The 25,541-nt window shown below is 54.8% G+C and carries 34 protein-coding genes; 30 read left to right on the top strand and 4 right to left on the bottom strand.

From position 1 onward, the window contains the following. The first annotated feature begins 75 nt into the window (after positions 1–75). From J7413_RS04650 to J7413_RS04630, 5 genes are all read left to right on the top strand, one after another. A complete protein-coding gene (locus tag J7413_RS04650) occupies positions 76–1,809 on the top strand; it encodes a type I secretion system permease/ATPase (RefSeq protein WP_209096802.1) in 1,734 nt (577 codons plus the stop codon). Continuing rightward, positions 1,806–3,110, top strand: coding sequence for an HlyD family type I secretion periplasmic adaptor subunit (locus J7413_RS04645; protein ID WP_209096801.1), 1,305 nt, complete (start codon positions 1,806–1,808; stop codon positions 3,108–3,110). Before J7413_RS04650 ends, J7413_RS04645 begins: the two co-directional genes overlap by 4 nt. A 72-nt stretch (positions 3,111–3,182) precedes the next feature. Beyond that, positions 3,183–3,644: a RidA family protein gene (locus J7413_RS04640; protein WP_209096800.1), complete on the top strand. Its 462-nt coding sequence runs from the start codon at positions 3,183–3,185 to the stop codon at positions 3,642–3,644. A gap of 178 nt (positions 3,645–3,822) precedes the next feature. Then, positions 3,823–5,010: a GNAT family N-acetyltransferase gene (locus J7413_RS04635; RefSeq protein WP_209096799.1), complete on the top strand. Its 1,188-nt coding sequence runs from the start codon at positions 3,823–3,825 to the stop codon at positions 5,008–5,010. Then, positions 5,007–5,297, top strand: coding sequence for a 4a-hydroxytetrahydrobiopterin dehydratase (locus tag J7413_RS04630; protein WP_209096798.1), 291 nt, complete (start codon positions 5,007–5,009; stop codon positions 5,295–5,297). Before J7413_RS04635 ends, J7413_RS04630 begins: the two co-directional genes overlap by 4 nt. Before the next feature lie 47 nt (positions 5,298–5,344). Here the strand turns inward: J7413_RS04630 and J7413_RS04625 are convergent, their stop codons facing one another. Next, the gene (locus tag J7413_RS04625; protein ID WP_209096797.1) at positions 5,345–5,833 is read right to left on the bottom strand and encodes a peroxiredoxin; all 489 of its coding nucleotides are present in this window, start codon (positions 5,831–5,833) and stop codon (positions 5,345–5,347) included. An 84-nt stretch (positions 5,834–5,917) separates the two neighbouring features. Between J7413_RS04625 and J7413_RS04620 the strand changes: the two genes are divergently transcribed. From J7413_RS04620 to rplP, 7 genes are all read left to right on the top strand, one after another. Next, a complete protein-coding gene (locus J7413_RS04620; RefSeq protein ID WP_209096796.1) occupies positions 5,918–7,126 on the top strand; it encodes an FAD-dependent oxidoreductase in 1,209 nt (402 codons plus the stop codon). Further along, on the top strand, positions 7,123–7,692 hold the full coding sequence (gene rsmD / locus J7413_RS04615; RefSeq protein ID WP_209096795.1) for a 16S rRNA (guanine(966)-N(2))-methyltransferase RsmD: 570 nt from the start codon (positions 7,123–7,125) through the stop codon (positions 7,690–7,692). Before J7413_RS04620 ends, rsmD begins: the two co-directional genes overlap by 4 nt. A 285-nt stretch (positions 7,693–7,977) precedes the next feature. After that, entirely contained in the window at positions 7,978–8,820 is an 843-nt protein-coding gene (gene rplB / locus J7413_RS04610) for a 50S ribosomal protein L2 (RefSeq protein ID WP_132862190.1), read from the top strand. A gap of 3 nt (positions 8,821–8,823) precedes the next feature. Then, positions 8,824–9,102, top strand: a complete 279-nt coding sequence (gene rpsS, locus J7413_RS04605; protein WP_209064814.1) for a 30S ribosomal protein S19 — start codon at positions 8,824–8,826, stop codon at positions 9,100–9,102. 3 nt (positions 9,103–9,105) lie between these two features. Next, a complete protein-coding gene (gene rplV, locus J7413_RS04600) occupies positions 9,106–9,486 on the top strand; it encodes a 50S ribosomal protein L22 (RefSeq protein ID WP_209096794.1) in 381 nt (126 codons plus the stop codon). Continuing rightward, positions 9,486–10,193, top strand: coding sequence for a 30S ribosomal protein S3 (gene rpsC, locus J7413_RS04595; protein WP_209096793.1), 708 nt, complete (start codon positions 9,486–9,488; stop codon positions 10,191–10,193). The genes rplV and rpsC overlap by 1 nt, the downstream gene beginning before the upstream one ends. Positions 10,194–10,206: 13 nt before the next feature. After that, positions 10,207–10,620, top strand: coding sequence for a 50S ribosomal protein L16 (rplP, locus tag J7413_RS04590; protein WP_209064820.1), 414 nt, complete (start codon positions 10,207–10,209; stop codon positions 10,618–10,620). A 272-nt stretch (positions 10,621–10,892) separates the two neighbouring features. Here rplP and J7413_RS04585 read toward each other — a convergent pair whose 3' ends face one another. After that, complete coding sequence (locus J7413_RS04585) at positions 10,893–13,136, bottom strand: HAMP domain-containing methyl-accepting chemotaxis protein (RefSeq protein ID WP_209096792.1); 2,244 nt, start codon at positions 13,134–13,136, stop codon at positions 10,893–10,895. A gap of 62 nt (positions 13,137–13,198) precedes the next feature. On the opposite strand from J7413_RS04585, the gene J7413_RS04580 reads away from it, so the two are divergent. After that, complete coding sequence (locus tag J7413_RS04580; RefSeq protein WP_209096791.1) at positions 13,199–13,819, top strand: 2OG-Fe(II) oxygenase family protein; 621 nt, start codon at positions 13,199–13,201, stop codon at positions 13,817–13,819. 386 nt (positions 13,820–14,205) lie between these two features. Further along, entirely contained in the window at positions 14,206–15,789 is a 1,584-nt protein-coding gene (locus J7413_RS04575) for a BCCT family transporter (protein WP_209096790.1), read from the top strand. A gap of 52 nt (positions 15,790–15,841) precedes the next feature. Here J7413_RS04575 and J7413_RS04570 read toward each other — a convergent pair whose 3' ends face one another. Continuing rightward, a complete protein-coding gene (locus tag J7413_RS04570) occupies positions 15,842–16,468 on the bottom strand; it encodes a LysE family translocator (RefSeq protein ID WP_209096789.1) in 627 nt (208 codons plus the stop codon). Positions 16,469–16,905: 437 nt separating this feature from the next. Between J7413_RS04570 and rpmC the strand changes: the two genes are divergently transcribed. The 13 genes from rpmC (at position 16,906) to J7413_RS04505 (ending at position 22,082) form a co-directional block, all read left to right on the top strand. After that, a complete protein-coding gene (gene rpmC / locus J7413_RS04565) occupies positions 16,906–17,106 on the top strand; it encodes a 50S ribosomal protein L29 (protein ID WP_209096788.1) in 201 nt (66 codons plus the stop codon). Positions 17,107–17,120: 14 nt separating this feature from the next. Then, the gene (gene rpsQ, locus J7413_RS04560; RefSeq protein WP_209064841.1) at positions 17,121–17,351 is read left to right on the top strand and encodes a 30S ribosomal protein S17; all 231 of its coding nucleotides are present in this window, start codon (positions 17,121–17,123) and stop codon (positions 17,349–17,351) included. Between the two features lie 100 nt (positions 17,352–17,451). After that, positions 17,452–17,820 carry a 50S ribosomal protein L14 gene (gene rplN, locus J7413_RS04555; protein ID WP_005621870.1) on the top strand — a complete coding sequence of 123 codons (369 nt, stop codon included), beginning with the start codon at positions 17,452–17,454 and terminating at the stop codon, positions 17,818–17,820. A 1-nt stretch (position 17,821) separates the two neighbouring features. Then, positions 17,822–18,133: a 50S ribosomal protein L24 gene (gene rplX / locus J7413_RS04550; RefSeq protein ID WP_209096787.1), complete on the top strand. Its 312-nt coding sequence runs from the start codon at positions 17,822–17,824 to the stop codon at positions 18,131–18,133. Continuing rightward, entirely contained in the window at positions 18,126–18,686 is a 561-nt protein-coding gene (gene rplE, locus J7413_RS04545) for a 50S ribosomal protein L5 (protein ID WP_209096786.1), read from the top strand. Before rplX ends, rplE begins: the two co-directional genes overlap by 8 nt. A gap of 18 nt (positions 18,687–18,704) precedes the next feature. After that, complete coding sequence (gene rpsN / locus J7413_RS04540; RefSeq protein ID WP_010437098.1) at positions 18,705–19,010, top strand: 30S ribosomal protein S14; 306 nt, start codon at positions 18,705–18,707, stop codon at positions 19,008–19,010. 12 nt (positions 19,011–19,022) lie between these two features. Beyond that, on the top strand, positions 19,023–19,412 hold the full coding sequence (gene rpsH / locus J7413_RS04535; protein WP_209096785.1) for a 30S ribosomal protein S8: 390 nt from the start codon (positions 19,023–19,025) through the stop codon (positions 19,410–19,412). 12 nt (positions 19,413–19,424) lie between these two features. Next, on the top strand, positions 19,425–19,958 hold the full coding sequence (gene rplF / locus J7413_RS04530) for a 50S ribosomal protein L6 (protein ID WP_209096784.1): 534 nt from the start codon (positions 19,425–19,427) through the stop codon (positions 19,956–19,958). Positions 19,959–19,969: 11 nt separating this feature from the next. Beyond that, a complete protein-coding gene (gene rplR, locus J7413_RS04525; protein WP_209096783.1) occupies positions 19,970–20,332 on the top strand; it encodes a 50S ribosomal protein L18 in 363 nt (120 codons plus the stop codon). Positions 20,333–20,449: 117 nt separating this feature from the next. Beyond that, on the top strand, positions 20,450–21,016 hold the full coding sequence (rpsE, locus tag J7413_RS04520) for a 30S ribosomal protein S5 (protein ID WP_209064853.1): 567 nt from the start codon (positions 20,450–20,452) through the stop codon (positions 21,014–21,016). 13 nt (positions 21,017–21,029) lie between these two features. Beyond that, positions 21,030–21,218, top strand: a complete 189-nt coding sequence (gene rpmD / locus J7413_RS04515; RefSeq protein ID WP_209064855.1) for a 50S ribosomal protein L30 — start codon at positions 21,030–21,032, stop codon at positions 21,216–21,218. A 217-nt stretch (positions 21,219–21,435) separates the two neighbouring features. Next, entirely contained in the window at positions 21,436–21,651 is a 216-nt protein-coding gene (locus J7413_RS04510; protein WP_247743339.1) for a DUF1127 domain-containing protein, read from the top strand. 218 nt (positions 21,652–21,869) lie between these two features. Then, complete coding sequence (locus J7413_RS04505; RefSeq protein WP_209096782.1) at positions 21,870–22,082, top strand: DUF1127 domain-containing protein; 213 nt, start codon at positions 21,870–21,872, stop codon at positions 22,080–22,082. 73 nt (positions 22,083–22,155) lie between these two features. On the opposite strand, the gene J7413_RS04500 is transcribed toward J7413_RS04505, so the two are convergent. Next, positions 22,156–22,716, bottom strand: a complete 561-nt coding sequence (locus J7413_RS04500; RefSeq protein ID WP_209096781.1) for a histidine phosphatase family protein — start codon at positions 22,714–22,716, stop codon at positions 22,156–22,158. A 279-nt stretch (positions 22,717–22,995) separates the two neighbouring features. On the opposite strand from J7413_RS04500, the gene rplO reads away from it, so the two are divergent. The 3 genes from rplO (at position 22,996) to J7413_RS04485 (ending at position 25,513) form a co-directional block, all read left to right on the top strand. Next, positions 22,996–23,469, top strand: coding sequence for a 50S ribosomal protein L15 (gene rplO, locus J7413_RS04495; protein ID WP_209096780.1), 474 nt, complete (start codon positions 22,996–22,998; stop codon positions 23,467–23,469). 107 nt (positions 23,470–23,576) lie between these two features. Then, on the top strand, positions 23,577–24,941 hold the full coding sequence (gene secY, locus J7413_RS04490) for a preprotein translocase subunit SecY (RefSeq protein WP_209096779.1): 1,365 nt from the start codon (positions 23,577–23,579) through the stop codon (positions 24,939–24,941). Next, complete coding sequence (locus J7413_RS04485) at positions 24,938–25,513, top strand: adenylate kinase (protein ID WP_209096778.1); 576 nt, start codon at positions 24,938–24,940, stop codon at positions 25,511–25,513. The genes secY and J7413_RS04485 overlap by 4 nt, the downstream gene beginning before the upstream one ends. The last annotated feature ends 28 nt before the right edge of the window (positions 25,514–25,541 follow it).

Here is a 25,541-nt window from a genome sequence, read left to right as displayed (position 1 = left end):
GATGATTCTGAAAGCGTCCTTACATGAAACATGTTTGGACTTCGACCCAAAGACAAAAAGACATGAGTTAAGTTGATGCGAACACCTGCTGAAAAACAAGGCGACGAAGAACTCAGAAGCATCCGTCGGCGCAGTCGTTCGCTGTATTGGGCCGTAGGGGTGTTTAGCTTCTTTGTGAACCTGCTGATGCTGACTGGCCCGCTGTATATGCTTCAGGTCTATGATCGGGTGCTTGGGAGCGGTTCTGAAGAAACCCTTTTGGCACTTTCATTGCTGGTTGCCTTCTTATTCGCTTTGATGGGGGTTTTGGACTATGTGCGCGGCCGAGTGATGGGGCGCGTGGGCGCTCGGTTTCAGGAAGACTTGGATCAAAGGGTTTTTGATGCGGCTTTGCGCCGTTCAACGCTCAAGAAGTCGCCAGAGTCACAAACTGCGCTTGCAGATCTGGAGTCCGTGCAGAGATTCCTCATTTCGCCCGTTCTTACTGCTTTCTTTGATATGCCATGGACGCCGGTGTTTTTGATTGGGATCACGTTGTTTCATCCATGGCTGGGAATGTTGGCGATTGGCGGCGGCGCAATTCTAATCACAGCGGCGATTTTGAACCAATGGTCGTCAAAGCGACCGCTGGCGCGCGTGAACATGGCGACACATGCGGCATCCCAAATGTCGACGCAGCTTCAGGCCGAAGCGGAGATGGTCAGCGCCCTTGGCATGCGGGAAGCGGCATTTCGGCGTTGGCGCAAGGCGCGCAGCGACTCGCTCGAAGCGACGGTGGCAGCTGCGGATGTCGGTGGTTTCTTTTCAGTCAGCACCAAGACGTTTCGACTGTTTCTGCAATCCGCGATGCTGGGTCTTGGGGCGTATCTTGCGCTCAAGGGGCTGGTGTCTCCCGGGGCTATGATTGCTGGGTCGATCTTGCTTGGCCGTGCCCTGGCGCCGATTGAGATGGCGATAAACCAATGGGCTGTTGTGCAACGGGCACGTAACGGCTGGAACAATCTTGCTTTGCTGCTTGGCGAAGTGCCGGCAGAAGCGCCGCGTACCAAGTTGCCTGTTCCCGCTGCCCGGTTGCGTTTGCAGCAGGTGACAGTTGTGCCGCCCGGTGAAAGCCAAGCCTCATTGCGTATGATCACCTTTGACGTTGCCCCAGGCGAAGCAGTTGGGGTGATTGGATCATCGGGTGCGGGAAAATCTACATTGGCGAAAGCCATTACGGGCGTTTGGAAAACCGCAGGTGGCAAAGTGCGCCTCGATGGGGCGGCGCTGGATCAATATGATCCGACAGATCTTGGACGCTATATTGGGTACTTGCCGCAACGCGTGGAGCTCTTTGATGGAACGATTGCTGACAACATCGCGCGATTGGCCGAAACACCAGATCCAAAGAAAGTTGTTGAGGCCGCGCAGAAAGCGGATGCCCACGACATGATTTTGAAGCTGCCGGATGGATATGATACGCAGGTCGCGTCTCATGGGGGACGTTTGTCTGGCGGTCAAATTCAACGTATCGGGCTTGCGCGCGCAATGTATGATGACCCGGTATTGCTTGTATTGGATGAACCAAACTCCAATCTAGACAACGAAGGCTCTAACGCGCTGAACACGGCCATCCGCAACACAAAGGCCGCAGGCAAGGCTGTTTTGATTATGGCGCACAGGCCCGCAGCTATTCAGGAGTGTAATAAGCTGCTGGTGCTTGAGCATGGAGCGCGCCGCGCCTTTGGGCCGCGCGATGAAGTTCTGAAAGACGTTTTGAAAAACTATTCGGACGTGAAAGGCGTGAGCTCGCCAGGAGGTGTCAGATGACAAATCAATCGCGCTGGACAGCACGTAAGCCTCTGACCTATGGATGTATCGCCCTTCTTGTGTTGGTTGGAGGCTTCGGTGCGTGGGCCGTTGGATCAGAACTCGCGGGGGCAATCGTCGCCTCCGGAAGAGTCGAGGTAGATCGCAACCGACAAGTTGTACAACACATTGACGGCGGCGTGATCACCGAGATCGCAGTGGATGAAGGCGACCGTGTTGAGCAGGGTCAGCTGCTCCTGCGCCTTGATGATGCGGACCTCCTTTCTGAGTTGGTTGTGACCGAAGGCGAACTCTGGGAAGTCATGGCGCGCCGGGGGCGGCTGGAAGCGGAGCGTGACAGCGCGAGTGAAATCATTTTCGATCCTCTGTTGATGGATGCGGGGGCGCAATCCGGTGATGTTCTGGGTTTTATGAAAGGGCAGGAGCGCTTGTTTCATGCCCGAACGGACTCTTTGAACAAAAACCTAGAGCAGCTTGGGCGCAGGATCGCGCAGATCGAAAGCCAGATTGAGGGTGTTTCCGCACAAAGCACAGCATTGGGACGCCAACTTGAATTGATCAGAGTGGAACTGGCGGATCAGCAACAGCTCTTGGAAAAGGGTTTGGCGCAGGCGACACGTGTCTTGGCGCTGCAAAGGGAAGAGGCATCGCTTGCCGGGGAAGTCGGAGAACTCTTGGCGCAGCGCGCGCAATCCGAAGGCCGTATCACCGAGATCGAGATTGAACGGATCAAGTTGGAGACACAGCGCCGTGAAGAGTCGATCGCGACGCTGCGTGATCTGCGTTACCGTGAGCTGGAACTGGCTGAACGGCGCAGGCAATTGCAGCAAAAGCTGGATCGGCTTGCGATACGGGCGCCTGTGTCTGGCGTGGTTTACGGGCTGAGTGTTTATGCGTTGCAGTCAGTGATCCGACCTGCGGATCCGCTCATGTTTATCGTGCCGCAAGACCGCCCGTTGGTTGCTGCGGTTCAGGTGCCCACCATTCACGTGGATCAGGTTTTCCCGGGGCAGGATGTGGCGTTGCGGTTTTCTGCATTTGACCAGCGTACAACACCGGAGCTTGAGGGGTTTGTTGTCCACCTGTCTCCTGATGCATTTCAAAATGAACAAACTGGTGAGTCATTTTATAAAGCGGAGATTGAGTTGGCCGAAGGTGAAGTCGAAAAGCTGCCTTCAGATGTTTCTTTGCTTCCGGGGATGCCAGTCGATGCTTTTTTGCGAACATCAGATCGTTCGCCTCTGACATACCTTACAAAACCGCTGACCGACTATTTCGTGAAAGCCTTCCGCGAGAGCTGATCTGAAAGCCGCTTTCCAAATCAGATTGTTGAAGTTAGCGTCGCGCCATCTTGGCCTTTAGGGAGCAAAATAATGAGCGAGATCGAAGCGAAACTCAGCGAACTTGGTGTCACATTGCCTGATGTTGCGGCGCCTGCTGCAAACTATGTGCCGTATGTGGTCGTGGGAGACATGGTGTATGTGTCTGGCCAGATTTCGCAAAACGCCGAAGGCTTAATTTTGGGCAAAGTTGGCGCCGACTTAGACACTGAAGCAGGCGCCGCAGCAGCAAAAACCTGCGCTATTGGGCTGCTGGCTGCTCTGAAATCTGCATGTGGTGGGGATATCGATCGTTTGGTGCGTGTCGTGAAGCTGGTGGGTTTTGTGAATTCCACAGCGGACTACACGGAACAGCCAAAAGTCATCAACGGGGCGTCTGATTTCTTGGTAGAAGCTCTGGGTGACAAAGGGCGCCACGCGCGCTCTGCAGTGTCTGCGGGCGCATTGCCACTTGGCGTTGCGGTTGAAATCGAGGCGATTTTCCAGATCGCATAAGCAATACTCAATCTATGGCGCGGCGCAGGGTAAATGCGCCGCGTTTCTTGTTGGGCAGGTGCTGATCAGAAAAAAGTGACGCCCGAAGGTGACACTTGCCTCGTATTGTTGGCAAAGATGGCGAACGTTGCCCCGGCTTACTAAGTGACCATTGTTGAGAGCATCTCGGAGATTGATCGTGGACAGCAAGCAGGTCGAAATTGAAGTACACAGCACACTGCGTGATGTATCTGCTGAAGAATGGGATGCCTGTGCCGATCCGGAACACACCTTCGGTGCGCGCAATGCCAATCCCTTTGTGACTCATAGATTCCTTTCTGCGCTGGAGGAGAGCGGATCCGTGGGGCCTGGAACCGGATGGCATCCGAGATATCTGACAGTGCGCGGAGAGGATGGCATCGCAGCTGCCGCGCCAATCTATGTGAAAGAGCATTCGCAGGGCGAATATGTGTTCGATCACAACTGGGCACATGCCTATGAGCAAGCTGGGGGGCGCTATTACCCCAAGCTTCAGTCCGCAGTGCCGTTTACCCCCGTGACCGGGCCGCGCTTTTTGGGGCGCAAAGATTGGCAGGGCAATGCACAGGCCGCCTTGACACAGGCTATGGTCCAAATCGCAGATGACAACGGCCTGAGCAGTGCGCATATCACGTTCTGCACAGCTGAAGAGGCTGAAACCGGCAAGCAGTTGGGCCTTTCGCATCGCACGGGGCAGCAGTTTCACTGGCTGAACGAGCATTATGGCGACTTTGATGATTTTCTCGCCAAGTTGTCATCCCGCAAACGCAAGAACATCAGAAAAGAACGCGCACGTGCTCAACAATTTGGTGGAGACATTGTCGCTCTAACTGGCGACGATATTCAGCCGCAGCATTGGGATGCGATGTGGCAGTTCTATCAGGACACAGGCGCGCGCAAATGGGGCACGCCGTATTTGACGCGCGCGTTTTTTGATGTCGTGCATGACACAATGCGCGACGATGTTTTGCTCGTTCTGGCAATCCGCGACGGGCTGCCTGTTGCTGGTGCGATGAATTTCATTGGCCGTGATGCGCTGTTTGGGCGGTATTGGGGCTGTGTGGAGGATCATCCCTGTTTGCACTTTGAGCTGTGCTACTATCAAGCGATGGACTGGGCGATTTCAAATGGCCTAGCTTCGGTGGAGGCTGGTGCGCAAGGAGAGCATAAATTGGCGCGAGGCTATTTGCCTGTCACGACCCACTCGCTGCACTGGATTAGAGATGCAGGATTTCGGGACGCGGTTGACAGGTTTCTGGAAGCTGAACGTGAGGCGGTATCGCAGGACGTAGAGGTTTTGACCGCCTGGGGTCCGTTTAAGAAGACAACGGAGGAGGATCACCAATGACAGAGCGATTGAGCGATGCGGCGAGAGATGCCGTGTTGGAGCCACTTCTAGAGAGTGGATGGGCGCTTGATGCGGAGCGAGATGCCCTGAAAAAGACGTTCAAATTCACAAATTTTGTCGAGGCATTCGGCTGGATGACGCGGGCTGCGATTTGGGCAGAGAAGTGGAACCATCATCCAGAATGGTTCAATGTCTACAATCGTGTCGAGGTGGTTTTGACGACCCATGACGTCGGCGGGATTTCAGCGCTGGATGCCAAGCTCGCGCGGAAAATGGACACGCTCTAATAAAACGGCCCAATCAGGAACGATTGAGCCGTTTGAACGTCCTTGGCTTAAAGCGCGGACAGCATGGTTTCACCTGCGCTGATGTCACAGGTGCCGGGGGACTCTTCCACATTCAGCACCTTCACAATGCCATCTTCGAGAAGCGCGGCGTAGCGTTTGGAGCGGTTGACGAAGCCAATTTCTGGGACAGAGAAATCAAGGCCCATAGCCACTGTGAGTGCACCGCTTGGATCGGCGAGCAGTGTGACGCCAGCTTCGGCGGCTTGGGTGTTTTTGTCCCATGCGTCCATCACGAACGGGTCGTTGACGGAAAGGCAAATCACTTCGTCGACGCCTTTCTCTTTGAACGCGTCCATGTTGCGCATGAAGCTAGGCAGATGCGCCGAAGAACATGTGGACGTGAATGCACCGGGCAGGCCAAACAGAATAACCTTGCGACCAGCGGTCAGGGCTTCAACACCGACAGGTTCCGGACCCTCAGCCCCAACCTTCATCAATGTGCCTTCTGGAATTTTGTCACCAACTGAAATTGTCATTGCTTATACTCTTCGTTGCGTTTCCCTGAAATGCGGATATAGGCTCCCATGCGATGGACGCAATGGCCGCGAGGGGAGTGTAACGTGACGCACGTTGTTGTGATAGGCGCTGGTCAGGCCGGTGCGGCCTGTGTGGCAAAGCTGCGCGCGCTTGGATTTGAAGGGCAAATCACATTGGTTGGTGCCGAGAACGTGCCACCATATCAGCGCCCACCACTTTCAAAAAAATATCTGCTCGGCGAGATGACATTGGAGCGGCTCTATTTGCGTCCAGAAAGCTACTATGCGGAGCAAAACATTGATTTACGCCTAGGCACGCAGGTGAGCGCAATCGACACGCAGGCGCAAACTGTCACAGCAGATGCTGAGGTCCTGTCCTATGATCATCTGGTGCTTGCAACGGGGGCTGCGCCAAATAGGCTGCCTGCTGCGATTGGGGGCGACATGGATGGTGTTTATGTTGTGCGCGATCTTAAGGATGTGGACGCTATGGCACCGGAGTTTGTCGAGGGGCGCCGCGTATTGATTGTCGGCGGTGGCTACATCGGCTTGGAGGCCGCAGCTGTTGCAGCGTCTAGGGGTTTGTCTGTCACGTTGGTGGAGATGTCAGACCGCATTCTTCAGCGTGTCGCCGCGCCGGAGACCTCTGATTTCTTTCGCGACTTACACAGGTCTCGCGGTGTCGAGATTTTGGAAAGCGTTGGTCTCAAGCGTTTGAGTGGCGAAGATCGTGTTACCGGTGCGGAACTGACTGACGGGACTACGCTAGATGTGGATTTTGTGATCGTTGGCGTGGGTGTGACGCCGAACGTTGGCTTGGCGAAGGCCGCCGGTGTCGCTGTCGATAATGGTATCAAAACGGATGCGTTTGGGCGCACGGACGTCGCCGGGGTTTGGTCTGCAGGTGACTGTGCCTCGTTCCCCTACAAAGGGGAGCGGATCCGTCTTGAGAGCGTGCCCAATGCGATTGATCAGGCCGAAGTTGTCGCTGAAAACATTCTGGGCGCAGAAAAGTCCTACGTTGCCAAACCTTGGTTCTGGTCAGATCAATATGACGTTAAGTTGCAGATTGCGGGTCTGAACACGGGCTTTGATCATGTGGTGACACGCGACAATGGCGATGGTGCCAAATCGTTCTGGTACTATCGAGGTGAGACGCTGCTGGCTGTCGACGCGATGAATTCTGCGCGGGACTATATGGTTGGCAAACGTCTGATCGAAGGTGGCAAATCGCCAAGCGCAGAAATGGTTGCGGACATGGCGGTCGAGATCAAGGATCTGATGCGCCTGTGAGGATTATTGCGGGGACATGGCGCGGCACGGCGCTGGCGGCGGTAGGCAAAGGGGACGCGGGCAAACATCTGCGCCCCACAACGGATCGCGTGCGCGAAAGTCTTTTCAATGTCCTGCAAGGGGGCAAATTTGGCGATCCCATCTCTGGCGCACGCGTGCTTGATCTATTTGCGGGAACGGGCGCGCTTGGACTGGAAGCACTTTCACGTGGCGCCGAGTATGTGACGTTTGTTGATGATGGGCGCGTCTCCGGGCAGCTTATTAAAAGCAATATTCAGAGGTTGAATGCCAAGGCTGATACGCAACTTTTGAAAATGGATGCCACGCGGCTGCGCAAAAATGAGGCCCCGCCCTGTGAATTGGTGTTTCTGGATCCGCCATACGGAAAGGCGCTCGGACAGAGGGCACTTGCTGAGGCGGCCCAGCAGGGATGGCTGGCGGAGGATGCGCTGATCGTGTGGGAAGAAAACGCGCCGCAGCTTGCGCCTGAGGGCTTCGAAATGCTGGATGCGCGAAAGTACGGCGATACGCATGTCACCATGCTGCGTTGGACAGGCGTCTCGTAAGCGCAGTCTCCTTGGGAGAAATCTGATTTGAGGGCAGGCGGCAAACCCCAATAAATCCTGCCGTTGCTATAGACAGCCTTTCCGATCCCTGTTACATCGCGCCAGTCGTGTGGCCTCAGATTCGTTCTGGGGCTGCACCGTTTTTGAACCGGGGACCTTCGGGGCCCTATAAACTTGGCCACCCTAGTAGGGGTTTCTGATGAAACTTTCGGGCGGGGGGCTTTAACATAGCTGGACCAAAGACAAGAACCTAAGGTCTGGCGCGCTATACGGAAGACAGAAAGCATGGCACTCAAGTCGTACAAGCCGACGACGCCGGGCCAGCGTGGGCTGGTGCTGATCGACCGTTCGGAGCTTTGGAAAGGACGTCCTGTCAAAGCCCTCACTGAGGGTCTGACAAAATCGGGCGGCCGGAACAACACCGGACGGATCACCTCGCGTCGTCGTGGTGGTGGGGCGAAACGCCTTTACCGGATCGTTGACTTCAAACGGAACAAATTTGATGTAGCGGCAACCGTTGAGCGGATCGAATACGACCCGAACCGGACCGCATTCATCGCATTGGTCAAATATGACGACGGCGAGCAGGCATATATCCTCGCGCCTCAGCGTCTGGCAGTTGGCGATCAGGTGATCGCGTCTGCAAAGGCCGACATCAAGCCGGGCAACGCAATGCCGTTCTCGGGCATGCCGATCGGTACGATCGTTCACAACATCGAACTGAAACCAGGCAAAGGCGGCCAGATCGCCCGTGCAGCTGGTACCTACGCTCAGTTTGTTGGTCGTGACGGTGGTTACGCTCAGATCCGCCTGTCCTCGGGCGAACTGCGCCTCGTACGTCAGGAATGCATGGCCACCGTTGGTGCCGTGTCTAACCCTGACAACTCTAACCAGAACTTCGGTAAAGCCGGCCGTATGCGCCACAAAGGCAAGCGTCCGAGCGTTCGTGGTGTGGTGATGAACCCGATCGATCACCCTCACGGTGGTGGTGAAGGTCGTACCTCCGGTGGTCGTCACCCAGTGACACCATGGGGTAAGCCGACCAAGGGTGCGCGTACCCGCAACAAAAACAAAGCGTCGCAAAAGCTTATCATCCGCTCGCGTCACGCCAAGAAGAAGGGGCGTTAATAGATGTCTCGCTCTGTATGGAAAGGCCCTTTTGTGGATGCTTACGTGCTTAAAAAAGCCGAAGCAGTTCGCGAATCCGGTCGTAATGAAGTGATCAAGATTTGGTCCCGTCGTTCCACCATCCTGCCCCAGTTCGTGGGTTTGACCTTTGGTGTGTACAACGGCAAAAAGCACGTTCCTGTGCTGGTAACCGAAGACATGATCGGTCAGAAATTCGGTGAATATTCGCCTACCCGTACCTACTACGGGCACGCGGCCGACAAAAAAGCGAAACGGAAGTAAGTCATGGGCAAGGCAAAGAACCCCCGCCGCGTGGCTGAAAACGAAGCAATGGCGAAAACTCGCATGCTTCGCACCAGCCCGCAGAAACTGAACCTGGTAGCCGGCATGATCCGCGGCAAGAAAGTTGAGAAGGCTCTGACCGACCTGACTTTCTCCAACAAGCGGATTGCAGCAGACGTGAAGAAATGCCTTCAGTCCGCAATTGCCAACGCCGAAAACAACCACAACCTGGACGTCGACAGCCTGATCGTTGCCGAAGCCTATGTGGGCAAGAACCTGACCATGAAACGCGGTCGTCCGCGCGCCCGTGGTCGTTTCGGCAAGATCATCAAGCCGTTCTCTGAGCTCACCATCAAGGTGCGTCAAGTTGAGGAGCAAGCCTAATGGGTAACAAAGTCAATCCGATTGGCATGCGCCTTCAGGTGAACCGCACCTGGGACAGCCGCTGGTATGCTGACACCAAGGACTACGGTGATCTTCTTCTGGAAGACATTAAGATCCGTGAGTTCATCAAAAAAGAGTGCAAGCAAGCTGGTGTTGCACGTGTGATCATCGAGCGTCCGCACAAGAAGTGCCGCGTGACCGTTCACACCGCACGTCCTGGCGTGATCATCGGTAAAAAAGGCGCAGACATCGAGACCCTTCGTAAGAAGATCGCAACGATGACTGACTCCGAGCTGCACCTCAACATCGTTGAAGTGCGCAAGCCGGAACTCGACGCTCAGCTGGTTGGCGAGTCCATCGCTCAGCAGCTGGAACGCCGTGTGTCTTTCCGTCGCGCGATGAAGCGTGCCGTTCAGAACGCAATGCGCATGGGCGCCCTGGGTATCCGGGTGAACGTCGCAGGTCGTCTGGGTGGTGCCGAAATCGCACGTACCGAATGGTACCGCGAAGGCCGTGTGCCTCTGCACACCCTGCGTGCTGACATCGATTACGCACATGTGGAAGCGACCACCGCTTACGGGATCATTGGTATCAAAACCTGGATCTTCAAAGGCGAGATCATGGAGCATGATCCACAGGCGCGTGACCGCCGTGCACAAGAAGTCCAGGATGGCCCTGCACCACGTGGTGCCGGTGGTCGTCGCTAAGGGAGACTGATCAATGCTTCAACCAAAGCGTACTAAATTCCGCAAGATGCACAAAGGCCGCATCAAAGGCGAAGCCAAGGGTGGCTCCACCCTGAACTTCGGCTCTTTCGGCCTGAAGGCAACCACACCGGAACGCGTGACAGCTCGCCAAATCGAGGCAGCACGTCGTGCAATGACCCGTCACATGAAACGTCAGGGCCGTGTTTGGATCCGTATCTTCCCAGACACCCCAGTGACCTCGAAACCAACCGAAGTCCGTATGGGTAAAGGTAAAGGTTCCGTGGACTATTGGGCCTGCAAAGTGAAGCCGGGCCGCGTGATGTTCGAAATCGACGGTGTTGACGAAGACATCGCACGTGAGGCTCTGCGCCTCGCAGCGATGAAACTTCCTGTCAAAACCCGCGTTGTCGTTCGCGAAGACTGGTAAGAGATTGGTGAGCTGACGCTCACCTCCTTCACTAAATTGACCCCTCGCTGGAAACAGCGGGGGGTTTCTTTTTGTGCGGTTTCGTTTTCGATTGCGAGCCCCACAGAGACTTCAAAAACGGTCTCCAAATTTCAGCAATCTTACTCTGCACCATCAAAAAAGCCCCGCGCAGTGCGCAGGGCTTTGTTCAGTAAGTCGTCTTGGAGCTAGGGGCGGCGAAGCAAACGGAGAGCGCGCAACGCGGCCGTTATGGCCACCCTGCAGCGCGCTTTTTAGGCCGCGTCCCATTCCGCGTCGAGTGTGTCTTCATCCGCAAGTGTTTCTGTTTTTAGCTTGAACCCGGACACTGCTCTCACCAAGTTCTCAGCTTCACCGAGCAACACTTGACCAGAGGCCGCCGTTTCCTCAAGCATGGCCGCGCTCTTTTGGCTGTCACGGTCCAAGTTTTCGACGGCAGCGTTTACCTCGGCGAGTCCTGTGGACTGATCAACCGCGTTCTCTGCAATCTCATTGACCTTACCAACCACCTGTTCGACAGCTTGAAGGATTTCACCAAGCGATTTCCCTGTATCATCCATTAGGTCTACGCCGTTAACAACCTCGCTTTGAGAGCTGGAAATCAGGGTGTTGATCTCATGGGCCGCTTCAGATGACCGTTGTGCCAAGGCGCGCACCTCAGAAGCCACCACTGCAAAGCCACGTCCTGCATCTCCTGCACGGGCTGCTTCCACACCGGCGTTAAGCGCCAGCAAGTTGGTTTGGAAGGCCACGTCTTCAATCAGCCCCGAGATTTGTGAAATCGCGTCAGAGCTTTCTTTGATACGTTGAATGGCTTCCACAGTTTGATCTGCAACGGACCGAGTGGCCTCTGCCTTCTTCTGAGCATTGTTTACATGGTTACGCGCTTCTTGAGCGCTTTGTGCTGTGCTGTTGACGGTTTCTGCAACGGTTTGCAGTGACGAAGACGTCTCTTCCAAAGACGCGGCTGAAATTTCACCACGGCGAGATGCATCATCAACGGAGTGAGAGATCTCCTTGGAAGTTCGATTCAGGACGTTGGAAGAAGAGGACAGCTGGCGAACCATGCCATCCAAGCTTGATGTGAGATGGGAGAGCGTCTCAGAAATGTCCTTGAACACGCCTTTCTGACCTTGAGGCATCTCATGGGTCAGATCGCCCGTCGACAGGATTTCCAGCGCGTCTTTTACATCGCCCAGGCCGTTCTCCGCTACTTCGCCAATTGCGTTGACGCCTCTGCCGAGTTCCGCAAATGTGCCCGTAGCGTCGCCAATATCAATACGGTCGGAAAAATCACCTTCTGCGCAGGCGTCAATCACACGAGACATCTGCTGTGTGATGTCATGTTTGATCCGTTCTTCATTTTGGAAATTGGTGACGGCTTTTGCGATCGCACCGATTTCTCGGATGAATGACCTTGGAGGTTCAGCGGTGAAGTCCCCTTCCATCATTTTCTTCAGTACTGCATCGGTTTTTTTAAGTGGGCGAGAGATTGCACGCGCCAGGAAAACTGCGAAAAGTACAAAGACAATAGAGCCGATAATGCCTGCCAATTGTGTCACCTGCTGGGCCAAGGCGCTAATGCGCTCACTCTCGGCCAGCTTTTTGGTGAGTTCATTGTGTGCCGCAGCTTTGAATTGCGCCATAACGGGCTCGGCGTCGGCGAAGCGAGCGGACATTTCGAGACGTTTTTCAGATTCCATCAAGCGCGTGTTCACGTATTCTGTGAAGCTTGTCAGATAGATATCAAGTTTCTCGTGTAGGTCCGGAATGACGGCTGGATCGTCATAGAAAAACTCCGGGAATCCTTTGAACTCTTGGATGAGCTGTTTGATTGTAGCCAGTTCAGCGGCGTCCGGTTCCAGTCTAAACCGCTGCGCATGCAATTGAATCGTAAGCAGTTTTGCATGCAAAATTGGGATAGATACGCCAGCAACCTCTGCCTCTACTGCCGCAATTGCATCTGCGAGCGTTTTGCGAATGCCTTCTTTTTCACTCAATCCGAGCTTCTGCTTCAAGCTGACCATTTCAAGGAAAGACTGTTCATACGCAGAGATCGCATTGCCAAGCAGAGGAACAAGGGTGGCAAACTCCGCCATTTCCGGGATTTCAGGCACAATCTGCTCGATCATCTCGAAGTCAGACTTCAGCGCAAACATCGTTTGCGCGTGGCGGTCTATATATTTCTCAGCTTCACGCAGGAGCAGATCTTTTTCGGAGCGCCTTGCCATTAGAAATTCGACTTGAAGATTGGCAGTGGCGATATTGAGCTCTTCAATGTCTTCCAAGTCGCTCTGCATCTTGTCGCGCATGATGTGAGAGTAGTAAGAGGTGGCACCAAGCCCACCCATAACGCCCAATGCGAGCACGATGATCGAAATGATAGCAGCGGTGATCGTTATTTTAGGTTTCATTGGTTCGCGGCCTACTTGTTTGTGTTTCCATGCGAGAATTAGGCATGTCTGGTTAACAGAAGGTACCCAAGCGCGAGCCCACAACGCGCTGCCTCAGATAGTGCAATCAAACCAGCGGGTTGTGCACTCAGAGAAGGAAAGAGAATATGTCTACAATTGAATCTTTGTTTGTGACGCGGCTTTACCGCGCGCGTCTCGCAGAGTTTGGGAAGCCAATAGACACGGATGAGTTGGAGAGCTCTTGTTTTTCTATCGCTGAAGATGATGAAGCGGGACAAGACTGGTGTGAAGCCAATGCCTACCCCGGTTATACGTCTTACGCTTCGCTTACTGATTTGCCTTGGCGGTTTCCAATATTTGCGGATGTGGTTGAAGCGCTTGATCAGCACGTTGCGGCCTTTGCAAAAGACTTGGAATTTAATTTGGATGGCCGGGCTCTTAAGCTAGAAGATATCTGGATAAACATTCTGCCAGAGGGCGGAATGCATGCGTCTCATATCCATCCCCACTCAGTCATCAGCGGCACGACCTATGTGTCCATGCCAGAAGGCGCGAGCGCGCTGAAGTTGGAAGATCCAAGGTCAGGTCGCATGATGGCGGCCCCCGTGCGCGAAAAAGAGGCGCGGCGGGAGTTGCGACCTTTTATTTATGTGAAGCCTGATGTGGGGGATGTGCTTCTTTGGGAAAGCTGGCTGCGCCATGAAGTGCCGATGAATATGTCGGAAGAAGAACGGGTTAGCGTGAGCTTCAACTACATTTGGGAATGACGCTCATCCGAGAAAGGGCTGCGGTATTGCGTCGGTAATATGTCGGTATTGCAGCTGTATCGCGGCAGTGGATCGTCGGTCTTTCGCGATATCGCCTTTCGCCTCGAACTGTTTGAGGTGAAAGGCACCAGGGTATTTGCGCGCACAGAGCCATATGATGCCACGCGCAGACTCCGCTGGCGCATCGGCATCATCTGTGTAACAAGCGCGCCCGATTGCATTCCGGTGAGACCCATAACCCTGCACTGCGTGTGTGAGAGCCGAAGAACCGGCCGCATGTTTCAGGCATGTGCGCCGATTCATCCTGTCGAATGGTCGGTTTTCAAGGGTTTGTTTTGCTGTGTGTGCGGAGTCTCTGGGCAGTGACATCCAAAAAGGGGAGTTTTATGTCAGAACAAGAAACCGACTACGAGGTTGGTCAGGACAATGTGCAGATAATGGGGTTGGACGTACACAATCCTGTGTTTGCAGTTTCAGGATTGACGATCGTTGCTTTCGTCTTTTTTTCCTTGGTGTTTCATGAACAAGCGTCCGCATTTTTCGGTTGGCTGCGCCCGACGTTGACCAGCAATTTCGACTGGGTCTTCATGATCGCTTGCAACATGTTTGTTGTGTTCTCTTTGTTCTTGGTCGTGTCGCCTTATGGCAAGATTCGCCTTGGTGGAGAGGACGCCAAACCGGATTATAGTTACGGGGGCTGGATTGCGATGCTGTTCGCAGCTGGTATGGGCATTGGTCTGGTCTTCTGGGGCGTTGCGGAGCCGATTTCACACTATGGCTCGTCCCTTGGGGGGACAGCCGTGGGAGAGAACGGCTTGCGTACCGACTGGGCGCCACTTGGTGCCGCGGCTGGCGACGTAGACGCGGCCCGCGATCTTGCTATGGCCGCAACCATTTTCCATTGGGGGCTGCACCCATGGGCGGTTTACGCGGTGGTGGCTTTGGGGCTGGCGTTCTTTAGCTTCAACCGTGGGCTGCCGCTGACCATGCGCTCGGTGTTTTACCCACTTCTTGGGGAGCGGACATGGGGGCCATTGGGTCACATCATTGATATTCTTGCTGTGTTTGCAACGATCTTTGGTCTGGCGACATCGCTGGGTTTGGGGGCAAGTCAAGCACTGGCCGGATTGAACTACCTCTTTGATGTGCCAATCAGCGATGGCATGAGCGTGCTATTGATTATCGCCATCACAGCCTTTGCTTTGGTATCGGTGATTGCAGGGTTGGACAAAGGCGTTAAGCGTCTGTCTGAGGTCAATATGATCCTGGCGGCTGTCTTGTTGGTACTGGTCCTCATCGTGGGTCCAACTGCCGCGATTATCTCCGGCTTTTTCTCTGGGCTTGTCGACTATGCTGTGGCGTTGCCTGCCCTGTCCAACTGGGTCGGTCGTGAGGATACCAACTTCATGCAGGGTTGGACGGCCTTCTATTGGGCTTGGTGGATTTCCTGGTCGCCTTTCGTTGGGATGTTCATTGCACGGATTTCACGGGGTCGGACCATTCGCGAATTCATCATCTGCGTGATCTTCATTCCGACTTTGGTTGGCGCGCTTTGGATGAATGTCTTTGGCGTGGCGGCTTTGGAGCAAGTTGCAAGCGGTACAGCGCAGGCGCTTTCTGATGCGGCGCTGGAGCTGAAGATGTTCAAGATGTTTGAAGCTTTCCCAATGACCGGGTTGCTGTCGTTTATCGGCATTGTTCTGGTGGTTGTGTTCTTTGTGACATCTTCTGACTCGGGCTCGCTTGTGATCGACACGATCACTGCGGGGGGCAAGACAGACGCACCAACGGCACAGCGGGTGTTCTGGTGCATTCTGGAAGGCGCGATTGCGATTGTGCTGCTTCTGGGAGGCGGACTTGGCGCACTGCAGGCGGCATCTATCGCAACGGGCTTCCCGTTTGCCATCGTTCTGATGCTGATGTGCGTGTCGGTGATGATTGGCCTCGTGCGAGAACGCCGCCGTCGCTGATCTGATCGACAGAAAAGAAAAAACGCCGCCCCTTGTGGGCGGCGTTTGCGTTTCAGCGTTCTGCAGTCACCAGTTTTAATGCGAGAGCAATAAAGACGACCCCTGCAATACGGTTGAGCCAGATTTGAGCGGTGGGCGAATTCTTGAGCCAATCGCCAAGCCAACCAGCCGCCAGGGCGACGGAGCCAAACACCAAGAGTGTGGCGATGATCATCAGAAAGCCGAGTTGATAAAACTGTGCCACCATAGGCCCGATTGCGGGGTCCACGAACTGCGGCAGGAAGGCGAGAAAGAAGATTGTCACCTTTGGGTTTGCGATATTCATGATCAGACCGCGCGTATATTGTTTGGCGGTCGTCTCTGGCGCGGGGGCGTCGCCATCAAGATTGGATTTCGCAGCGGTGAAGGCTTTGAACGCCAGATAGGCCAGATAGGCTGCACCGATGTATTTCAGAATGGCGAAAGCCACTTGAGAGGTCTGAAAGATTACGGCCACGCCGAGCGCCACGGCTGTTGTGTGAAAAATCAATCCGCTGGCAAGGCCCAATGTGACGGTAAGCCCCGCTAAGCGGCCATGTAGGGCCGATTGCGTGAGCACAAAGATATTGTCTGGTCCCGGTACCAGCGCGAGGGCGACAGCGGCGCCCATGAACAGGATCATTACGTCTACGGGTATCATGTCTCTCCTCCCAAAGTGTGCGCGGTGGCCGTAAGGCTGCACGCGTTTGTCGAGAAGGTGTAGGGGAGATGGAAAGGGGAGGGAAGGGGCGGGGGGACGAAGGCTTCTGAGGATTACGCTATCTTAGGTGCACGTTTCGCGTTTATCCTAGCGCGAGGGTATCGCGCCTCAATGGGAAAGACGGGTGGTACCAAGGTGGCAGTGTGCGGTCTGGCGCTGCGCTCGTTTCTTTGACCCATCTGATTTTGACGTCGCTTTGAGACCGACCAGCTTTGCGCGCTAAGTTTCCCTTGCCAACCTGACCACGCACCCGTATAGAGCGCCATCTCATGGATTCCGTGACTGCGGGATTCGTGTGTTTGTCATATGTCCATCAGACAAAAGGGTCACCCCGCACATACTCGGGCGCCCTCTGATGTATGAGAAAGGAAAAGGCGATGAACGCCAAAGAACTGCGTGATAAGACGCCGGATCAGCTGCGCGAGGAGCTGGCCAATCTTAAGAAAGAATCGTTCAACCTGCGTTTCCAACAGGCCACTGGCCAGCTGGAAAACTCTGCTCAGATCCGTGCCGCGCGTCGTAACGCAGCACGTGTGAAGACGATCCTGAACGAAAAAGCCGCGTCGGCAGCAGAGTAAGAGGAGCTAGATAGATGCCCAAACGTATCCTGACTGGCACCGTGACCTCCGATGCCAATGCCCAAACCATTACCGTGTCTGTTGAGCGTCGCTTCACACACCCGGTTCTGAAGAAGACCATTCGTAAGTCCAAGAAATACCGGGCTCACGATGAGAACAACGCCTACAAAGTAGGTGACTCTGTTCGCATCATCGAATGCGCGCCGCGTTCGAAAACCAAACGCTGGGAAGTTCTGGAAGCCTAAGAGTCTCGCCTCGAGACTCCTGGCGACTAGACTTTACAGTTAGTCGAAACCCTGGGGGATACCAGCACGCATCGCTGCCCCATAGGTCGGGAGAAACCACATGATCCAGATGCAAACCAATCTGGATGTTGCTGACAACTCCGGCGCTCGCCGAGTTCAGTGCATCAAGGTTCTGGGTGGCTCCAAGCGTAAATACGCATCCGTAGGCGACATCATCGTTGTCTCGGTTAAGGAAGCCATTCCACGTGGTCGCGTTAAAAAAGGTGACGTCCGTAAGGCCGTTGTCGTGCGCACCGCTAAAGAAGTCCGTCGTGAAGATGGCACCGCGATCCGTTTCGATCGCAACGCAGCTGTTATTCTGAACAACAACAACGAGCCGGTGGGTACACGTATCTTTGGCCCAGTTGTTCGTGAACTGCGCGCCAAGAACTTCATGAAGATCATCTCGCTCGCGCCGGAGGTGCTGTAAGATGGCTGCTAAGCTGAAAAAAGGCGACAAGGTCGTCGTTCTGGCCGGTAAGGATAAAGGCAAAGAGGGCACGATCTCCTCTGTTGACCCCAAAGCCGGTAAAGCCGTCGTGGAAGGCATCAACATCGCCATCCGCCACACCAAACAGAGCCAGACCGCACAGGGCGGCCGCATCCCTCAGGCGATGCCGATCGAACTGTCCAACCTGGCATTCCTGGACGCAAATGGCAAAGCAACCCGCGTTGGCTTCCGCATGGAAGGCGACAAGAAGGTGCGTTTTGCAAAGACCACAGGGGACGTGATCGATGCTTGATTCCGCAGACTACACCCCACGTCTGAAGTCGCTCTACAAGGATTCCATCCGCGCCGCTCTGAAAGAAGAGTTCGGCTACAAGAACGACATGATGATCCCAAAGCTGGACAAAATCGTGCTGAACATCGGCTGTGGCCGTGCAGCCGTGAAAGACAGCAAGAAAGCCAAGTCCGCTCAGGCAGATCTGACCGCAATCGCGGGCCAGAAAGCGCTGACCACCGTGGCAAAGAACTCCATCGCTGGCTTCCGTGTTCGTGAAGGCATGCCGATGGGCGCCAAGGTGACCCTGCGTGGCGACCGTATGTACGAATTCCTCGATCGTCTGATCACCGTTGCGATGCCACGCATCCGCGACTTCCGTGGTGTGAAGCCGAGCTTTGACGGCCGTGGCAACTTCGCCACCGGTCTGAAAGAGCACATCGTGTTCCCAGAAATCGACTTCGATAAAGTCGACGAAAACTGGGGCATGGATATCGTCATCGCCACCACTGCTGAAACCGACGCCGAAGCGCAGAGCCTGTTGAAGCATTTCAACATGCCGTTCACCGCGTAAGGCTGAGAGGATTACGACATGGCTAAAAAAGCAATGATCGAGCGCGAGAAGAAGCGCGAGCGTCTGGTGGCAAAATACGCTGCCAAGCGCGCGGAGCTCAAAGAGATCGCAAACGATGAGTCCAAGCCAATGGAAGAGCGTTTCAAAGCGCGTCTGAAACTGGCGAAACTGCCGCGCAACAGCTCGGCGACCCGTCTTCACAACCGTTGCCAGCTCACCGGCCGTCCACATGCTTACTACCGTAAGCTGAAGGTCAGCCGTATTGCGCTGCGCGAGCTGGGTTCTGCTGGTCAGATCCCCGGCATGGTCAAATCCAGCTGGTAAGGAGAGAACGATATGAACGATCCTATCGGTGATATGCTGACCCGTATCCGCAACGGCCAGATGCGTGGCAAGTCCGTGGTTTCCACCCCGGCGTCCAAGTTGCGTGGCTGGGTTCTGGATGTGCTGACTAACGAAGGCTACATCCGCGGCTATGAGGCAATTGAAGAGAACGGCCACCCGGCGTTCGAAATCAGCCTGAAGTACTACGAAGGCACTCCTGTCATTCGCGAACTGAAGCGGGTCTCCAAGCCTGGTCGTCGCGTTTACATGAATGTCAATGACATCCCAACCGTCCGTCAGGGCCTGGGTGTGTCGATTGTCTCCACCTCCAAAGGTGTGATGTCTGACGCAAGCGCACGCTCCAACAATGTTGGCGGCGAAGTGCTCTGCACGGTCTTCTAAGGAGAGCTGAGAATGTCTCGTATTGGTAAAAAACCGGTCGAGCTGCCCAGCGGCGTTACTGCCTCTGTCTCCGGCCAGACCATCGAAATCAAAGGTCCGAAGGACACTCAGTCTTTCACTGCGACCGATGACGTGACGATTGAAGTTGAAGAGAACGCCGTTTCGGTAACTCCTCGCGGCAAATCCAAGCGTGCTCGCCAGCAGTGGGGCATGTCCCGCACTATGGTTGCCAACATGGTGACCGGTGTGACCACTGGCTTCAAAAAAGAACTCGAAATCAACGGTGTTGGTTATCGTGCGCAGATGCAGGGCAACACCCTGAAACTGTCGCTCGGTCTCTCCCACGAGGTGAACTTCGAGGTTCCAGCAGGCATCACCGTGACTGCGCCGAAGCCGACTGAAATCATCGTTGAAGGTACTGACAGCCAACTGGTTGGCCAAGTTGCGGCGAACATCCGCGAATGGCGTAAGCCTGAGCCTTACAAAGGCAAGGGTATCAAGTACAAAGACGAGTATATCTTCCGTAAGGAAGGTAAGAAGAAGTAAGGACCAGACAGATGGCAAACAGCAAACGGGAACTGTTCCTAAAGCGCCGCCTGCGCGTCCGGAACAAACTTCGCAAGGTCAATGGCGACAGCAAACTGCGCCTGTCCGTTCACCGCAGCAACAAGAACATCAGCGTTCAGCTGATCGACGATCGTGCTGGCGTGACCGTGGCAGCGGCCTCCTCCCTGGAAAAAGATCTGGGCGTGGTTGGCAAAAACAACATCGAAGCAGCCACCAAAGTGGGCGCGGCGATTGCAGAGCGTGCTGTCAAAGCTGGCGTGACCGAAGCTTATTTCGATCGCGGCGGTCGTCTCTTCCACGGCAAAGTGAAGGCTCTGGCCGTAGCTGCGCGTGAAGGTGGCCTGAAAGTATAAGCACTTGTGGGGGACGGCAACGTCCCCCCGATGATCCGGGAGGTCTGGCGCTTGCGTCAGGGTTCACTGGGATCGGAAGTAACAGGCGCCTCGCGCCAGTAGATAAAGGAATGCCAAATGGCAGAACGTGAAAATCGTCGGGGCCGCGGTCGCAACCGCGAAGAAGAAACCCCGGAATTCGCAGATCGTCTCGTAGCGATCAACCGCGTGTCCAAAACCACCAAAGGCGGTAAGAACTTTGGCTTCGCTGCTCTGGTAGTTGTGGGCGATCAAAAAGGCCGCGTTGGCTTCGGCAAAGGTAAAGCGAAAGAGGTCCCTGAGGCCATCCGCAAAGCCACCGAGCAAGCCAAGCGTCAAATGATCCGCGTGCCTCTGCGCGAAGGTCGTACTCTGCACCACGACATGGAAGGCCGTCACGGCGCCGGTAAAGTGGTTATGCGTACCGCACCTGAAGGTACTGGTATCATCGCCGGTGGTCCAATGCGTGCCGTTTTCGAAATGCTCGGCGTCAAAGACGTTGTTTCGAAATCCATTGGTTCGCAGAACCCATACAACATGATCCGCGCCACCATCGACGGGCTGAAAAAAGAAGCCAGCCCTCGTCAGGTTGCGGCACGTCGTGGCAAGAAAGTTGCTGATATCCTGCGCAAGGATGAAGCACCTGCCGAAGCCGCAGACGCGTAAGGAGTAACGAGACATGGCAAAAACCATCGTTGTAAAGCAGGTCGGTTCGCCGATCCGTCGCCCTCAAGACCAGCGTGCCACGCTGATCGGTCTGGGTCTGAACAAGATGAACCGCACACGTGAGCTGGAAGACACACCTTCCGTGCGCGGCATGATCCGTAAGGTTTCCCACATGGTGGAAATCATCGAAGAGCGCGACTAAGCTCTTTTTGATCTTAAAGTTTGAAAACGCCCCGGGTTCACGCTTGGGGCGTTTTTACGTGTGTTAAGAGATTATGACTGTGGTCATGCATAAACTGCATAACGGAGATGCTGTACTCCCCCTACCTCGATGAAAAAGAAGGCATTATGTGAACGCGTACTGAGATGTAACGCGCATTGGCCGAAGTGGCGCACCGGCAGTTTTAAGGATTAATCCCATGCAACATGCACCCTCTCTGCACATTGAAGCCGTTGATTTCGTTGGCCGTTTCGCCCGCATGGTTGAAACATGGCGCCTGAATCAGAAACGCGCGTCTTCTTATAGGAAGACCGTGAAAGAGCTGAACAAGCTGACAGTTCGCGAGTTGGCTGATGTGGGCCTGAGCCGCGGCGACATTGAGCGCGTGGCGCGTCAGGGTGCTCAAGCACTCTGATCTAAAGTATCTTCCCTGTGACTTAGCCTCGGATGCATGTCCGGGGCTTTTGTCGTTTTAGAGCTTTGTTAAGGCGGCATGCCTCTGGCGCATAGCGGGCAGTTCAAACCGTCAATTGTTAGCGATAACGGGGCGTTCTATATCAAGGGCACAACAGAAAGAAACAAAACAGCCCGCCGGAAAATACGTTTCGGCATAGATCAAAAGGAGCCACGACAATGGCGAATGCAAACATCACTCTTTCCACTGGATCTTCCTTGGTTGCGCGTATCGAAGCTGCACTGGAAGCGTTCAAGGAAGCACGCGCGTTGCGGGCGAAATACAATACAACCGTACGCGAACTTTCTGAGATGACGGATCGCGACCTCGCAGACATCGGCATCAGTCGCTATGACATTGAAGAGCTGGCGACCAAGCACGTTTACGGCTAAGTCTGCACGAGAATTCGACCGTACCGCCCTCACATCCGTTGAGGGCGTTTTGGTTTGAAGCGTTTAGAAGCGTTTACCTGAGAACCCGCTCCTGACCATCTGAGAGATGGTAGATACAGCCCTGTTCTTTCGGAAGCTGGAGTAGGGCGTCTTTGGACAGGCCTAAGTAGAGGCCGCGCAACACAATGGACGTGACACCATGGGTGACGATGACAGCAGGTTGGACCAGGTCGTTCAGGAACGCTTTGACGCGTTTTGAGATGTCTGCGTAGGATTCGCCCTTTGGGCTATGAAAATACCATTGGTGACTTTCAAAAGGGCAATCGATCAGGGTCTTGATTTCAAGGCGCGTTTTGCCTTCCCAGTCCCCAAAGTCTATTTCCTTCAAGCGATCATCAAACACAGGTTTCATACTGCCGCCTAACGCCAATTGCGCGGTGTGACGTGCGCGCTCCTGCGGGCTACAAAACGCGGTCAGAGGCCGCGTTGTCAGTGTTTGCAACAGCTCGCGCTGACGCTGTGCGTGCTGGCGCCCTCGCGCTGTGAGCGGGGAGTCCTGCCGGCCCTGAAATTTGCCCGTTACGTTCCACTCGGTTTCACCGTGCCGCAAAACATATATTTCCGGATAGGACATGTCCTGCCGCTCCTGAGATCTCGACAGGCCGTTGCTATTGGAAGTGCGGCGCCATTGATAGGGTTTTGAGATGCGTCTTTGGAGCGCAGGCACGCCACAATGGCGCGTGTGACAACCGCGGCAGGGCATGTACTTCTATGATGTGGTTGGACATTGCAAACTGCGCATCAAGGGTCTATACGCGCCCGGTGACGTTCTGTGCGCCACAGAATCAAAATCAAGAAAAGCCGAGTTTGGCCCGATACGCTTCGTGGGTCAGTTCCGGCAAGGAGAAGCGATATGAAACTGCACGAACTGCGCGACAATCCTGGCGCAACTAAGAAACGCATGCGCGTTGGCCGTGGCCCCGGTTCCGGTAAAGGTAAAATGGGTGGCCGTGGTATCAAAGGTCAGAAATCCCGTTCGGGTGTGGCGATCAACGGCTACGAAGGTGGCCAGATGCCATTGTACCAGCGTCTGCCTAAGCGTGGCTTCAACAAGCCAAACCGCAAGGCATTTGCTGTTGTAAACCTGGGCCTGATCCAGAAATTCGTCGACTCCAAGAAACTGGACGCATCCGCAGCGATTACCGAAGACGCGCTGATCGAATCCGGTCTGGTCCGTCGTAAGCTTGACGGCATCCGTGTTCTGGCAAAAGGCGAAGTCACCGCCAAGCTGAACATCGAAGTGACCGGCGCTTCCAAGGCAGCTGTTGACGCTGTTGCAAAAGCAGGTGGCTCTCTGACTGTCAAAACCGCGCCAGCGGCTGAATAAGAGGTTGTGAGCGGGGACGGACCCGCTTACATAATCTGACAAGTTTTCCAACGCCGCCAAACCGGGAAACGGTTCTGGCGGCGTTTCTAGTCTAAGAGAGATCCTAAATGGTATCTGCAGCAGAGCAAATGGCGGCCAACACAAGCTGGGCCGCGCTGACCAAAGCGACCGATCTGCGCAATCGCATCCTGTTCACTCTGGCATTGTTGATTGTGTATCGTCTTGGCACCTGGATCCCGGTTCCGGGCATTGATGGTGTGGCGCTTCGTGAATTCATGGAGAGCGCAGGCGCAGGGATTGGTGGTATCCTGTCCATGTTCACCGGCGGTGCATTGGGCCGTATGGGGATCTTTGCTCTGGGCATCATGCCTTATATTTCGGCCTCGATCATCGTCCAGCTCTTGGGTTCGATGGTGCCCGCGCTTGAGCAACTCAAGAAAGAGGGTGAGCAGGGCCGCAAAAAGATGAACCAATACACCCGCTACGGCACGGTGTTCCTTGCCACATTGCAGGCTTATGGTCTTGCGGTGAGCCTTGAGGCAGGGGATCTTGTGACCGATCCGGGTATGTTCTTCCGCTTCAGCTGCTTGATCACACTGGTTGGTGGCACCATGTTCCTGATGTGGCTGGGTGAGCAGATCACCGCACGCGGTATCGGCAACGGCATATCCTTGATCATCTTTGTCGGTATTGTGGCCGAGCTCCCAGCCGCACTGGCGCAGTTCTTCGTGTCTGGCCGTACAGGCGCAATCAGCGAAGCTGTGATTGTGGGCGTCATAGTGATGGTGATTGCAACCATTGCCTTCGTGGTCTTCATGGAGCGTGCGCTGCGCAAGATCCACATTCAATACCCTCGCCGTCAGGTGGGCATGAAAGTCTATGACGGTGGCTCCAGCCACCTGCCAGTCAAGGTAAACCCAGCAGGCGTGATCCCGGCAATCTTTGCAAGCTCTCTGCTTCTGTTGCCGACGACGATCTCGACCTTCTCTGGCAGCCAGACCGGCCCAATCATGTCGACACTGCTTGCTTACTTCGGCCCAGGTCAGCCGCTGTATCTGCTGTTCTTTGTCGCCATGATCGTGTTCTTTGCGTATTTCTACACATTCAATGTGAGCTTTAAGCCCGATGATGTGGCTGACAATCTGAAAAACCAGAACGGGTTTGTGCCGGGTATTCGCCCAGGCAAGCGTACTGCAGAGTATCTTGAGTATGTGGTGAACCGTATTCTGGTGCTTGGCTCAGCCTACCTTGCGGCAGTTTGTCTCCTTCCTGAGATTCTGCGTGGCCAGTTTGCGATCCCATTCTATTTTGGCGGAACGTCTGTTCTTATTGTTGTGTCAGTGACCATGGACACCATCCAACAGGTACAGAACCATCTGCTGGCCCATCAGTATGAAGGGCTGATCGAAAAATCGCAGCTGCGCGGTAAAGGCAAAAAGCGCGGCGCACGTAAGGGAGCTGCTCGTCGATGAACATTATTTTGCTTGGCCCGCCAGGTGCGGGGAAAGGGACACAAGCAAGTCGTCTCGTTGAGAGCCGCGACATGATCCAACTCTCCACAGGGGATATGCTGCGTGCGGCAAAGACCTCTGGCACTGAGATGGGCAAAAAAGTTGCAGAAGTCATGGACCGTGGCGAGCTTGTGACGGATGAGATTGTGATCGGCTTGATCCGTGAACAACTCGAGGGTGACAAAAAGGGCGGCTTCATCTTTGACGGCTTCCCACGCACGCTGGCGCAGGCAGACGCTCTGGCGGCTTTGCTTGAAGACTGCGGCGAAAAGCTGGATGCCGTGATCGAGATGCAGGTGAACGATGAGGTTCTTGTTGAACGCATCATCAACCGTGCAAAAGAAGCGGTGGCTGCAGGCGGCGAAGCGCGTGCAGACGACAATGAGGAAAGTCTGAAAGTGCGCTTGATGGCGTATTACAAACAGACGTCACCGTTGATCGGCTACTACCATGCCAAGGGCAATCTCACCTCTATCGACGGTCTTGCGTCGATGGATGAGGTGGAAGCCTCTGTTGCAGGCGTGCTTGGGTAAGCAAAACACAGACTTTCTAGAAAGCCCT

The sequence above is a fragment of the Shimia sp. R10_1 genome (assembly GCF_017744095.1).
In the GTDB taxonomy this organism is placed as follows: domain Bacteria; phylum Pseudomonadota; class Alphaproteobacteria; order Rhodobacterales; family Rhodobacteraceae; genus Shimia.
The sequence above is the reverse complement of the archived record's forward strand: the minus strand, read 5'-3'. Positions and strand labels throughout refer to the sequence as shown.